The organism is Bacillus sp. AFS031507, assembly GCF_002584635.1.
GTDB lineage: Bacteria > Bacillota > Bacilli > Bacillales > Cytobacillaceae > Neobacillus.
Genome location: NZ_NUOW01000057.1, coordinates 1 through 13,559, shown reverse-complemented (window position 1 = coordinate 13,559; position 13,559 = coordinate 1). Strand labels below are relative to the sequence as shown.

General features: G+C 34.8%; 11 protein-coding genes and 3 pseudogenes. 5 read left to right on the top strand and 9 right to left on the bottom strand.

The window, feature by feature from the left end:
- A pseudogene (locus COE25_RS28230) lies at positions 1 to 177 on the top strand (IS110 family transposase); the annotation flags it as partial.
- Between the two features lie 227 nt (positions 178 to 404).
- Here COE25_RS28230 and COE25_RS28225 read toward each other — a convergent pair.
- Positions 405 to 851, bottom strand: coding sequence for a DUF2628 domain-containing protein (locus COE25_RS28225; protein ID WP_098935014.1), 447 nt, complete (start codon positions 849 to 851; stop codon positions 405 to 407).
- A 258-nt stretch (positions 852 to 1,109) separates the two neighbouring features.
- On the opposite strand from COE25_RS28225, the gene COE25_RS28220 reads away from it, so the two are divergent.
- Complete coding sequence (locus COE25_RS28220) at positions 1,110 to 1,547, top strand: hypothetical protein (RefSeq protein ID WP_098935013.1); 438 nt, start codon at positions 1,110 to 1,112, stop codon at positions 1,545 to 1,547.
- Positions 1,548 to 1,617: 70 nt separating this feature from the next.
- Here COE25_RS28220 and COE25_RS28215 read toward each other — a convergent pair whose 3' ends face one another.
- Complete coding sequence (locus tag COE25_RS28215) at positions 1,618 to 2,040, bottom strand: hypothetical protein (protein WP_098935012.1); 423 nt, start codon at positions 2,038 to 2,040, stop codon at positions 1,618 to 1,620.
- A gap of 400 nt (positions 2,041 to 2,440) precedes the next feature.
- Between COE25_RS28215 and COE25_RS28210 the strand changes: the two genes are divergently transcribed.
- Positions 2,441 to 3,778 carry a hypothetical protein gene (locus COE25_RS28210; protein ID WP_142354525.1) on the top strand — a complete coding sequence of 446 codons (1,338 nt, stop codon included), beginning with the start codon at positions 2,441 to 2,443 and terminating at the stop codon, positions 3,776 to 3,778.
- Positions 3,779 to 3,893: 115 nt separating this feature from the next.
- Here COE25_RS28210 and COE25_RS28205 read toward each other — a convergent pair whose 3' ends face one another.
- The 5 genes and pseudogenes from COE25_RS28205 to lhgO all read right to left on the bottom strand — a co-directional run bounded on the left by COE25_RS28205 (position 3,894) and on the right by lhgO (position 7,632).
- Entirely contained in the window at positions 3,894 to 4,154 is a 261-nt protein-coding gene (locus COE25_RS28205) for a hypothetical protein (protein WP_098935010.1), read from the bottom strand.
- Between the two features lie 496 nt (positions 4,155 to 4,650).
- The gene (locus COE25_RS28195) at positions 4,651 to 5,019 is read right to left on the bottom strand and encodes a VanZ family protein (protein ID WP_257209009.1); all 369 of its coding nucleotides are present in this window, start codon (positions 5,017 to 5,019) and stop codon (positions 4,651 to 4,653) included.
- Positions 5,020 to 5,297: 278 nt separating this feature from the next.
- Positions 5,298 to 5,471, bottom strand: a pseudogene (locus COE25_RS28185) (transposase); the annotation flags it as partial.
- A 227-nt stretch (positions 5,472 to 5,698) separates the two neighbouring features.
- Positions 5,699 to 6,397, bottom strand: a complete 699-nt coding sequence (locus tag COE25_RS28180; protein ID WP_098935006.1) for a FadR/GntR family transcriptional regulator — start codon at positions 6,395 to 6,397, stop codon at positions 5,699 to 5,701.
- Complete coding sequence (gene lhgO / locus COE25_RS28175; RefSeq protein ID WP_098935005.1) at positions 6,394 to 7,632, bottom strand: L-2-hydroxyglutarate oxidase; 1,239 nt, start codon at positions 7,630 to 7,632, stop codon at positions 6,394 to 6,396. The genes COE25_RS28180 and lhgO overlap by 4 nt, the downstream gene beginning before the upstream one ends.
- Before the next feature lie 306 nt (positions 7,633 to 7,938).
- On the opposite strand from lhgO, the gene COE25_RS28170 reads away from it, so the two are divergent.
- Positions 7,939 to 9,204, top strand: a complete 1,266-nt coding sequence (locus tag COE25_RS28170) for a cation:dicarboxylate symporter family transporter (protein ID WP_098935004.1) — start codon at positions 7,939 to 7,941, stop codon at positions 9,202 to 9,204.
- Positions 9,205 to 9,764: 560 nt separating this feature from the next.
- Here the strand turns inward: COE25_RS28170 and COE25_RS28165 are convergent.
- A complete protein-coding gene (locus COE25_RS28165) occupies positions 9,765 to 11,963 on the bottom strand; it encodes an MMPL family transporter (protein ID WP_098935003.1) in 2,199 nt (732 codons plus the stop codon).
- Positions 11,964 to 12,476: 513 nt separating this feature from the next.
- Here COE25_RS28165 and COE25_RS28160 point away from each other — a divergent pair.
- A complete protein-coding gene (locus COE25_RS28160) occupies positions 12,477 to 13,358 on the top strand; it encodes a processed acidic surface protein (protein ID WP_098935002.1) in 882 nt (293 codons plus the stop codon).
- Here the strand turns inward: COE25_RS28160 and COE25_RS31130 are convergent.
- Positions 13,350 to 13,559: pseudogene (locus tag COE25_RS31130) on the bottom strand (hypothetical protein); the annotation flags it as partial. The gene COE25_RS28160 and the pseudogene COE25_RS31130 overlap by 9 nt on opposite strands.

Genomic DNA, 13,559 nt, shown 5'->3' with positions numbered 1-13,559 from the left:
AAAAAGAAAATGACCCAAGAAATCATCCCGCGTAACAAGAGGTTACGAGAGTTCTACGATAAGAAACGCGAAGAAGGAAAGCCTTATAAAGTAGCTGTAATAGCCTGTGCAAATAAACTCTTACAATGGATCTATGCTCTTTTAAGAAGCAACTCTACTTTCCAAGATATAGCTTAAATAATAAATAAAACTAAACAATACAAAACCTTCCAAAAGTTGAGATAAGGAAGGTTATTTGGCATGCACATTTTTAGTATACCATGAAATATTTTAAGTTTTTATTGAAAAATATTGACAAACTATTAGCTGGTTTAGTTGAAGAAGGCAGGGTGTGTGTATTTCTACTTTTTCTAGTTTCTATTATTCTGAAAATAAACCTAATTAAAGAAAACTTTTTCTTTCCATTATAAAAATTTAATTATGGCATCATATACGAAGTTGAACACCAAATAAATTCCTAAACCAATAACAACTCCTACCTTACTTCTGCCACCCTTACGTGAAAGTTCTTTAATTTCATCAAAATAATTAAGCTTTAAATCGCTTACACGTTCTATGGCTTTCTCAGCTTTTGTTTTATACATTTTATTACCATTGAATCCTGTAAAAATGCCTACAATTAATGCAGTTACACCTGATGCCAAATCAAAATTAGGTACAAAATTATACCAAATTAAATCTGTTATTAGATAGATTACATTAAAAAGGATTATTTGCTTATACATTTTTCTATATCCCAACCAATAAAAAGCCAGGAAAAAAGCAGCCCAATTCCAACTATATTTTTTCCGCCAAACACGTTCATAATATTCCACATTCTCATTTACAAAAGCTATTAATTTCTCATCCATTTGATTTCTCCCGTATTATCGCGATTTCACTTTAAATGTATTTTACTAAATCTTCACGCTTTTAAATAATGGTAAAATTATGCTATTGTCATTATTTGTTCAACTAAACTGCCACGTTTGTTCAATAAGAAAAGGGCTGACGCAGCACCCATTTGATGAACGCTAGCTACAATTCGTTGACAATAAAATACGAATCTAAACAAATTCTAAACAATAATAATAATTCATACTATCTTAATTATGAAAGAAGGGGGATGCATGACAATTAACAAACGTGTTGATAGTGATGAAGCATATATAATCAATTTATGTGATGAAATCCTAGGCATAAAAGGTTCTCGACAGCATAAATTTGCTTTTCTAAGAGGTGATAGAGGGAAAAATAATATGACTAGAGAATTACCCGTTGATGTTTATTATGAGAGGTTAAATTTGGTCATAGAATATAAAGAAAAACAACATTATGAACCGACCCCTTTTTTTGATAAACCAGGAATAAAAACAATCAGTGGAGTTAGTCGTGGAGAGCAAAGGAAAATTTATGACCAAAGAAGAAGAGAAGTTTTACCTAAACATGGCATTAACCTTTTAGAATTATCTTATAAAGATTTTCAAAATGACTCTAGAAAAAGAATTATTCGAAATCAAAAAAATGATAAAGAGATACTAAAGGTAAAGCTAAAAAAGTGGATATAATGTCAATGTAAAAAAGGACTGCCGTAGTCCTTTTTTTACTCACTTAACGCAACCGTTAGTGAAACAAGGTTTAAACTTCTTCTTGATATATTTCTGATTTTATCGGCTTTAAATTCAAAGGTATTTTAAACTCCTGAAGGTTTTCTATTTGATTAAAAAAATCATCCAAATCATCATAATCCATTGACCATTCTGATACCTCTAATATTCTTAACTCAGCTGTTGGTTTAAATAAAAATTCACAATGAAGTTGTTCCATATTCGAATACTCGTCTTCTTCATTAACAGTAAACTGACGTACAAAATCAAAATGAAATAGTTCCTCTCCAGTAAAATCATAAACACCACATTGAAATAAAATTTCTTTATCTCCTTCTCCCTCAACTGGTTCTTTACAAAAATCCTTAAATGTTTCCCAAGCTTTTTTTATATCATCGGAATCATTACCAATCTTATCTTTAAGGTAACTTTCAGCATTTTTAACCGTAATCATTCCAACACCTCCGCTATTATTATGTAAGTATTTTTATTCAACTATCCTGCCCCTTTAGTTCAATAAAAAAAGCATTACCCCTTTGTTGAAGTAATGCACCCGTTAGTTCAAGTGAAATATTTCACAAAATACTTTTCCGCTTCATATGAAGAAATTCTTACCAAAAATTACTAAAAATTAGTATAATTAAATGGTATTTCAAATGAATTAAAAGGAGACAAAGGAATGACAAAAACCAATTTAAATGAACAGAAATGGTTTCAAATAGCAAAGAGGTGAAAATTTAATTTCGCATTGACGAAAAAATGGACCACCCTTTATAATAAATGTAAATTCACTAATTGTATACAATATACCATTAAGAAATGAACAATCTATTTTAAAGGGAGAGGATCCTTCGGTGAGAAGTAACTTTATACTTGGAATGTGTCTTTTATTTTTGGTCCAATATTTTGTTCATTTTCAGACATTCCAATATATTTTGGCGATTATGGCAACCATTGCTTTTCTGGCTAGTGTAACGCTGGCAAAGAAGGTTCCGCGATTCTTTAGTGTTCTTATGTTTGCTGCCGGTCTCGCATTAACCTACGCGAAAGGGCAGGGAATCGGTGCAACTGCCGAAGGGATTACGGCCAACCTTTCTTTGCTTACCCTCCTAGTGCTTGTGCCTTTATTATCGATACCGCTGAAAATGGGTGGTTTTTTTGACTCTATTTTGCTGTATCTTAATCGATACCAAAACCATCCTCGGAAAATGTTTATGGGGATTACAACCGTTCTGTTTTTTCTCGGTCCTATATTGAATATCGGGGCCATTCGCATTATGGATGAATTAATAAAGGGGTTGCGTTTGAAGCCCACTTTTCTGTCCAAAGCATACCTTATCGGATTTTCTACGACCATTTTATGGTCACCCTATTACGCGGCAGTAGGTGTCACTTTATTGTATCTGCACGTTTCTGTTAAAGACTATATGTCTTATGGAGTTGGTATTGCTGTTTTATTTTTATTGATTGGCAATTTCATGTTTGGGATCTGGGCAAAAAAACATAATCTCGATGTAGAAGGGGATCATCGGGAGGTCATTACGCCGGACCACCGCAAAAGGATAAAGATTTTGGTCTATATGATCCTTTCCATCATGGTCGTAACGATAGCAACAGAATCCATCACTCATTGGTCGATGCTTGTCATCGTCAGCCTGTTATCGATTCTTTTTCCCGGCATCTGGGGGCTATTTTCTAAACAGTGGGGTTCGTTGAAGCATCATCTTGTGGATTACCGGGACAAAGCCGTTCCCATCATGAATAATGAAATTATCATGTATATTAGTGCCGGGTTCTTCGGCCAATCACTCAAAGGTACCGTCTTTGGCCAGGGGATTAATGTTTTCATGACTCATGTCGCGCAGAAATCTTTCTTACTTTTTGCTTTATTTATTCTCATCACCATGGTTTGTGTGACGTTTGTAGGAATCCATCAGTTGGTTGTGGTGACTGTCTTGGCTACCCAAATGGATCCGGCGATGATTGGCACGTCCAAAGAAATTCTCGCGATGGTCATAATGATTGCTTGGTCTGCTTCCTCCGTATTGAGTCCTGTAAATCCAATCAATCTTTTGGTTAGCACTTTGGTGGAAAAATCCAGTATTGGTGTCGGATTAAAAGACAATGGGGCCTATTTGCTTATCGTTTGCATGCTAGGAATTGTGATCCTTAATCTTCTTAATTACTTATAAGCTAATGTACAATTTAGTGGAGAAATGCTTAGTTTCCTTCCCTTGTAAAGCGTTATTTATCATAGTAACAGCTTGTTCGAGTAATCTAATTGAACTCTCATATGCCACAATCTGGTCATGGGTTGCTTGTTGTCTTGAATATATGATCCATCCGAGTATGACGTTTCCAATTAATGACAAATCCTTTTGCAATCCACCAAGGAAAGAAAGTTACCATACTAAATAAAATTTCAAATATTGAAGACTCCACAGAACCGTCCCCAGCACCCAAAAAATGAAACTTTTCTTTAAAATTCGCTCTTTTTAATTTGAAAATGGAGTTAAATATAACGACAATTCCACAAAGAATACATAAAACAGAAAAGAATAAATTCATATCCCTTCACTCCATTTATTTAATAATCATTTCATTAGTATTCTAGGGATGATAGTAGTATTCCTTCTTACGATAACCTGCCCCGTTTGCACAATAAGAAAATGGGATAGCCACAGCCATCCCATTCTTTAACTCTCGCACCCTATAGTTGAAGAACTTTTCTAATGTGTCAAATATTATCGTATACAGAACTATAGTCTTTCTTTGCTTGTTGAATAGCCGATTCCCAGTATTTTATATAATCTTGTTGTTTATTTAACTTTACTGTTTGTTTGGTGTACTTGGCTATCATCTTGTGATAATTAAGTCTTTCTTCCATATTTCTAATAACTTTTTTACAATCTTCATATGTCATTCCCATTGATAGTTAATCCTTTCTTGAATTTAAAGGATTTTCCTTATTCATATTCAACTCAAGCACCCGTTAGTTTAAGTGCATTACTTCACAAGCTTTTATTCATAACAACAAAAAGTTTAGAGTATCATTGGCTTTCTATTAAAAAGTTACACCAGAGTTTTTTATCTTTTGAGTAACTAATTTTTTGATTTTTACCCATAGAAAATAACAGCCAACTCCAACAACAGCCCCTATTGTATTTAAAATTACATCATCAATATCCGAACTTCTTCCCATACCTATTTCAAACATCGAGCCTAAGATACTTTGTAAGAACTGTACAAATTCAATCCCAACTGTACATAGAAAAGAATACCAAATAGCTTGTTTATTACTCTTTGCCCATTTGAAATACAGCAGAGCAAATGCAAATGGGGTAAGCATAAAGGCATTTCCAGCGATTTGGAATAATGGAGAAGGATTATTATGAAGAACATCTAGAATCCCTTTGATGGGTAATAAATTCACAGAATGGACTATGTATTTCACTCCTTTTATTAGTTTACTATGGATATAAATTTATCCTTTCAACGAATTTAATCGTATCAAAGAATGTGAACTGAACACTGGAAGCCGTGGCTTTCTGGTTAGGTACCGTCAAGGTCGATACTTTAAACGTTTTGAAACTCAAGCTGTAAAATTTCTTGTACGTTGGTGGTGGATTTGTAGGGTGTTCATATTTTCCGACAGGTTTAAGACGATTGTACATAAAGGTTCCCATCTCATAGGCAAGACGTGAGAACTCAATATTGACATGGTTTTACAAAAGCATTTTCACCGAAAATTTCATATTGTTTAATCCACTGGTGGAGTATACTAGGATGAACTCCTATAGATTTAGCAATTGTCTTTCCTCCTTCAATACCATTTATATATTGTTTTACTGCTTGTATTTTTTCCTCTGGGGAAAATTTCGCCATAAAAAACTGCACCTCCAATTGTTAGTTGTGTCTAACAATTGGGGTGCAGTTCACCTAAGACAATAAGGAATCGACTTTTTTATTAATCCCATGGAAACTCATACTGTAGTCAATGGCCTGATAATTGAAAAAGAAAATATGCTACACTCTTTTTGTAAAAACTTAATTTTTATTTTATAATTCAATATTAAAAATAGTCTTTTTTTCGGAAACAGAACCTAGAAAGGTTAACTATTTAAAAATAAATTAAATTTCTTTTCTACATTTTTCAAGTGAATGATGGACTGTACCTTTGCAAGTTCTGGCTCTTCTGATTCAATTGCTAGAAAAATATTTTCGTGTTCTTTATAAACTATTTCTCTTTTTCTTACTAGTCCAACGTTTTGCTTAAGGGTAATCTCTAATACTTTATTGTAAAGAGAAGACAGGTTTTCAAGCATAAGAATCATGACTGAATTGTGAGTAGCTTGTATAATTGTTCGATGAAATTCAAAATCAGCTTCTCTACCTGTCCTTTCCTTAATAATAAAATCTTGTTCCATCCACTTTAGTACTTCTCGCATTTTTTCTAATTCATTGGATGTTCGCCTGCATGCAGCTAGATAAGCCGCCTCTGGCTCTAAAATTTTACGCATTTCAAATAAGTGTCGGATGCTCTCTCCGTCAGCTTTTTGAATGTGAAAATGCTGACTTAAAGAGGTTGGAATAATTTCCTCAACATAACTACCTCCTCCTTGCTGAGATGAAATAAGTCCCATAGCTCGTAAAACACTTAAAGCTTCTCGAATAGGCATTCGACTGACACCAAATAATTCAGCTAATTCCATTTCAGTAGGGAGTTTTGAACCTGGTGGAAACTTTCCATTCTCAATCATAACTAGCAATTCTCTTGATATTTTTTGTGAGACTTTCTCTTTTTGTATCAAATACTTACCTTCCTTTTTTCGATAGGTTTGGAATAACTCTTTAAATTAGGAGGCTGTGGAACTTGTTCACTAATAGCTTGACCAATGGAAATAGAAGCAGTTGCCGCAGGTGAAGGTGCATTTAAAATATGAGTGGAACGTTGGTTTGAATCGATTAAGAAATCGTCTACCATACTTCCATCCTGCATAAGCGCTTGGGCTCTAACGCCTGCATGGGTTGGTACTATATCGCTCTCTGTTAATTCTGGAATAAGTCGCTGCAAGCTCAGTAAAAATGCTTTTTTACTGAAGGAACGAATTATTTCATTAATACCTTCCTTCATATTCGGCATTGCCATTTTCCAAAAACCTGAGTACGACATCACCTCAAAAAAGTCTTTGAAGTTAAAATCTGTTTTCTTATAGCCTTCCCGTTTAAAGCTAAGAACAGCATTCGGCCCAGCATGAACCTCACCATTAATCATACGGGTAAAATGAACACCTAGGAAAGGAAAATCAGGGTTTGGCACCGGGTAAATAAGATGTTTAACAAGGTATCGTTTCTCTGGTATCAATTCATAATACTCTCCTCGGAATGGTACAATTTTCGCTTTGGTACCCAATCCACTCATTTTTGCAACCCGATCACTTTGTAGTCCGGCACAGTTAATCAGAAAGTGGGATTGGAATGTACCCCGATTTGTTTCAATCGTAATACCATCCCCTCTGTCGTAAATTTTCTCTACTTTCGTGGCAAGGTGCACATCTCCACCTCTCTCTTGAATAAGACGAGCGAAGGTTTGAGAAACCCCTTTGTAATCAGCAATCCCGCAGCTTGGAACACGAATTGCACCAAGCCCTCTCACATGTGGCTCAATCTCTTTAAGTTTTTCAACCCCAATTTTCTCTACATTCAATCCATTCTGTAAGCCACGCTTATATAGATTATCCATAAATGGAAGCTCTTCTGGATCTGTTGCAACGATCACCTTGCCACACACCTCATATGCAATCCCATGTTTTTTACAAAACGAAATCATGGCTTCATTTCCTTCACGTGCAAACTTAGCTTTAAAGCTTCCTGGTTTATAATAAATACCCGAATGAATAACTCCACTATTATGCCCGGTTTGATGGTGAGCAAGTCTATGTTCTTTCTCAATAATAGCAATTTTTGCATGTGGATAGCACTCAGTAAGTGCATAACCGGTAGACAGTCCTACGATTCCCCCGCCAATAATAATATAATCATACATTTTTCTTATCTCCTTTCAATAATATGTAATACAAATTTAAAAATCAAAAAAGTATAGACGGAATGAAAACGCTTTTGTATACTAATTTTAAGATATATTTTTGAATCCATCTAAATTCTAAGCCTTATTGTCAAAAAAATCAAGATAGTTGATAAAACTTGTATTACAAAAAATCAATTATTGTATTACAAAAAAATCAATTATTGTATTACAATTATTAGTATTACTTGTAACTTGCTAAATGTTCAGCCCATTGTTTTGTTATTTGCAGGATCAAGCACACTAAAAAAGGAGGAATAAAAGAGAATGAAAAAATTCGGATTGCCACTTCAAATCTTAACTGGTCTTCTATCGGGTATTATTGTAGGTGCTATTTTCTATAAAAACCCTGGAGTTGAAACGTATTTAAAGCCACTTGGTGATATCTTTTTACACTTAATTAAAATGGTTGTTGTTCCCATTGTTATTTCTAGTATTATTATTGGCGTAGCTGGATTAGGGGATGCTAAGAAGCTTGGCAAACTCGGATTTAAGACCATACTTTATTTTGAAATCGTTACCACGATAGCCATCGTTTTAGGAATAATTTTTGCGAACGTCTTTCATCCTGGAACAGGTATCAATTTGAATGAACTGACAAAAGGTGATATTTCAAGCTATGTTGAAACCGAAAAGCAAATTGAAAATGGTGGACATTTAGATTTCATAATTAATATCGTTCCGACCAATATTTTTGATGCTATGGCAAGTGGACAGTTATTGTCTATTATCTTCTTTTCTGTGCTTTTTGGGTTAGGAGTCGCAGCAATCGGTGAAAAAGGAGAACCCGTCTTAAATTTCTTTACGAGTGTTTCGCATGCGATGTTTTATGTAGTAGGTCTTGTCATGAAAGTTGCCCCATTTGGGGTATTTGGACTAATAGGTGTCACTGTTTCTAAATTTGGTCTCAGTTCACTTATCCCGTTGGGAAAATTAATTCTTGTAACTTATGGTGCCATGTTCTTCTTTGTTATCGTTTGCTTGGGTTTAATAGCTAAACTTTTTAAAGTTGATTTTTTAAAGATGATAAAACTTCTTAAGGACGAATTAATCCTTACGTTCTCTACTGCTACTTCCGAAACTGTTCTTCCAAAACTAATGGAAAAAATGGAGAAATTCGGATGTCCGAAATCAATTGTTTCTTTTGTTGTCCCAATAGGATACTCTTTTAATCTAGACGGTTCTACTTTATACCAGGCAATTGCTGCAATATTTATAGCTCAACTTTATGGAATCGACATGTCTTTAACTGAACAAATTACGTTGGTTTTAATTCTCGCGGTAACTTCTAAAGGGATTGCTGGAGTAGCTGGTGCATCTTTTGTCGTCCTTTTAGCTACTTTAGGGGCTGCTGGTCTACCACTCGAAGGCTTGGCCTTTATCGCAGGGGTTGATTTTCTATTAAATATGGGTCGAGCTACTGTTAATGTCGTAGGAAATGCGTTGGCTGCAGTAGTAATGACCAAGTGGGAGAAACAATTTGACTATAAAAAAAATAAACACTTTGCATTAACAAACAAAGAGGTTAGCTAGTGAATTTAACACTATTCACAGTTCAAATTCTAAAAATATGTTTTATTAAATTAATATCTACCAGGATTCTGGTGCAAAAACTTTCCTTTCATCAAACTTGTAGTTAAATTTGTTGGTTTTGCATTTTAAAGTCGATCTCCTCTTATGTTAAGGAATCGACTTTTTTACTTTCCCTTGTTGAACTAACGCTACCCTATAGTTTAAGTAGAAACCTTCACAATACTGCTATGTAATCATAATAAAAGGATGAAACCATTTCGATTCCATCCTGATATTTTTTTATTCCATTGTACAAATGACGGGATCCGGAGGAACCCAGCTTTAGTTAGGTTCCTATACTTTACACGGCACTTAATGGGTTCTATAAATATGAATTTATCATCCTCTGAAAACGACTTTCTTCATTCGGTAGAGGTTTTTACGTTCAGCAGGAGGCATAAATTCAATAAGTCCTGCCGCAAAAGGTTGCGTACCGATACGGAGCTAACCTTTGTAACGCTTAGTTCGTTACCTGAATGCTCAGCGATATAATAAATCTACTTTTTTAACCACTCCAAAAATCATTTTCCTAGAATCCATCTAGGAACCCACCAGTTCGCAGGACCGAGCAGTTTCATTAATGCGGGAACCACGATAATTCTAATCAGGGTAGCATCAATAAAAATAGCACAAAATAAACCAACACCGAGTGCTTTTGTAATCTCAATATTGGTAAAAATGAATGAACCAACAACTACTAGTAAAATTAATGCAGCACTACTGATAAGACGACCCGTTTTCTGGAGTCCTGCGGCTGTGCTTTTTTCATTATCACCTGACCTATCGTATTCTTCCTTAATTCTTGATATTAAAAAGACTTCATAATCCATTGAAATACCAAACACAATACAAAAGATTGTTACAGGCATAATGATACTAACATAGCCAGTAGATGTAATATTTAGTAAATTAGTGAGCCATCCATACTGAAAAATAATTACCACTATTCCTAGACTTGCTCCAAGGCTTAAGACATTCATCATGACCGCTTTAAGCGGAATTAGAACCGACTTAAAAGCATACAACAATATCAAGTAAGTCACAGATATAATAAATAACATCATCAACGGTAAACCTGAATTTATTCGATCCATCATATCCACAAGCAAAGCGGTTTGCCCAGTAACATACGTTTCCAATTCATTTGTTGATACATTTCTTATCTGGTGAACAAGATTGGAAGCTTCGACCGAATCTGGCGTTGACCGTGGTACAACTGTAAGCAAAGCAAAATTCCCTTTCAATAAACTTTCATTTAACATTCGGTCATATGTACCCTTTAACTTAAGTAGTTGAAAGGTTTCTTCTGGTGTACGGTTTCCAAGAACATCGATAAAACTTTGAACCGAAAGCACACCAGGTAATTGGTGAATCTTATCCTCATATTTCTTTATGTTCCTAGTGGATGATACTTCTGTGACATTTTCCTTTGCCTTCACAATAATAAAAATCGGGCTTGATTTCCGTACGTCATAATTTTTTTTTAGCAATTCCACCCCTATCCTTGATTCATAGGACGGAGGCAATACTTCCGCAGTAGGAACCCCTACTTTCATACGAACGATAGGGAGCATAAAAGATATTAACAAGGTGCTTATTAAAATGGCAAATATGGCTGGCCGTTTCATTACGGACAGTGCGATTCGCTCCCACATGATTGAATTCTCCATTCTCTTTTGAGTGCCCGCAAAAACCTTAAGAGAATTGATACGATGGCCCAAAATACCTAGTAGTGAGGGTAAAAGCGTGCATGATAGGATCATTGCTGAAAAGACCACCAGCACACCACCTAAACAAAGAGAGTAAATAATAGGGAGTTTTATAAACAGCATGCCGAACATACCAATTAATACAGCAAATCCAGAAAAGAAAACAGATTGTCCTGCTGTTTGTGTAGCCATGGCCACAGCTGCCTTTACTGATTCCTGTCTCTTTAATTCCTCTCGAAAACGGCTGACAAGAAACAGTGCATAATCAACTCCGATCGCAAGACCCAGCATCATAACTATATTTGGAAGAAAATTTGAGAACGAGTAATAATCAGTAAGATAATAAATTATTCCAAGTGCCAGTGATACACTCATTATCCCAACTAATAGAGGCAGAATGGCTGCCCACACTGTCCCAAAAATAAATAATAGGACAAGTAAGGCAATTGGAAGGCCAATCTTTTCTGAATGTGCCATGTCTTGTTTTGTTGCCTGCTGTACTTCATGAGTTGTCGCAATTTCCCCATCAACATATGTATCCATTCCCTGGGGCTTCCCTATTAGCCTTTTCATCTCTGGAAAATGGTTAAGAGCCTCTTGATTCTTTAGTTTTAGTTCAACAACAACAGACTGAATTCCCTTATCCTCTATTAAACGAGGTGTTGAATTGATGTGAATTTTTTCAACATAGTTTCGTTTTTTTAATTTATCTAATGAATGCAGTATGTCCTTCTTCGCTTGTTCACTTGTTAAGTCAGTATCATGACTTGTATAAACAATAGTGACTGTAGACGGTGACGTCCCAAGTTCCTTTTTTATTAATGAAAATCCGAGGTCCGATTCGCTTCCCTTCGAATTGAATCCACTTTCCTTAAGCCTATCAGGTAGTTTTTGGACAAAATATGCAGAAACTATAAATAACAATATCCAAAAAATTGTTACTGCCCAGCGCAATCTGTACATCCTTATTCCCCAATGCCAGAATAGACCTTTTTCTTGAATCTCTCTCATTTATAACATCCTCCATTTTGTTCCAGTGATAATAGGATTTCACATAGCACACGTTTTTATGAAAGTGAACGATTGGGAAGAATAGCGATGAAATTTTTCCTATCCTATACGTCAGGAACTATTAAATGGTTTTAGAGTTTATCCTATAAGAGGGCATACACTTTCTTGTAAGACACCATGTGCCCTATGAAAGTTTTTACATTTATTTTAGGTTCCAATAATTATGCTAACGATTTTTTAGGAATTTTATAAAAATAAAAAATAAAATATTGCTTAAGGACATATTTTCCACATTTATTTGGCCCTATTAGTGAGTTTAAAACAAAATTCCTTGTCTAATCATATTCACTAAAAAAAGCGAGATCGTCCACTACGGTATGTATAACTCTCCATTCATCTGCCTCAGTTCTGTGTAATCTTGGTGTTACTTCCAATAGAATTAGGTATGTTTATACTTCTAAGTATCCCTTATCAGGGTAAATTATAATTGCACCAAATTAAAGGAGGGTACCAATGGTTCGTATTAAGGTTTTGTTAGTGCTCATGCTCATGCTGCCATTCCTATTGAATGTTCCTTCAGCGAATGCTGCTCCACCAGAAAATGAATTGAACCAATATTTAGCGGAAATAGGATGGACTAAACAAGAGTTATTTGACTATCTTTCCTACTATGAAATTCCATTAGATGATTTTAACACAGTGGAAGAACTTAAAGATGTCATGGGTACCCCAATTAACTCGAAAAATTTTCAGGAGTTATTAACTAAATATGGTCTTACCGAGAAAGAATTTAATGATTTAATGGACCATTTTGGTGATAACTTGAATGACTATAAATTTATAGAGGATTTGGATGCATCAGTTGAATTCTATGTAAACAACGATGAGTATATGGCGGAAATCGAAAAAGCATTAGGGGAATTTGGCATTACTGAAGAAGAAGCAGAAAGATTTTTTAACTACTTAGCTGAAGTAGAAGAAAAAAATAAAGATCAACTTGACCAAATAGCAACAAACGATACCCTTTGGGAAAAATTCACCAATGTAGAAGATCCTAGTCAATTAAGCGATGAAGAACTTAATGAAATGGTTCAAATTTTAGAACAAACAATTGCGTTGTATGAAATTAAAATGAACTTTAAGGTTAACGGCCATCCAGTAACCTTAAATGATTTATTAAAAATGCAAGAACCTCCAAAAGGTAGTTTATCTGGCAGTGTTTACAGTCCTTCAGGGGAACTTCTGATTGACTTTAATATACCTCAAGAGTTTTTTGAATCACTGGAAGTTGTAGACAACGGGGAGGATTTACTTCATTTAGGTGAAATATCAGATGATTATGTTGATCATATGCATGAGGAGAAATATGAACAAGGACGAAAAAATTTAAAATAAAACATTAGCCCTTCTCCATTGGGGAAGGGCCTTTGTAAAAGGCACCGATATGATTGGAACAGGATTTAGAAATGAACGTGATTCTTCAAACTGTATTTCCATTTCCTCAATAATATCTTTCAATTTGACTTGTATACTCATTATTAGATCACCTTTTGATATTTTTACTAATGCACCCGTTAGTTGAAGAACGGGGGGCTT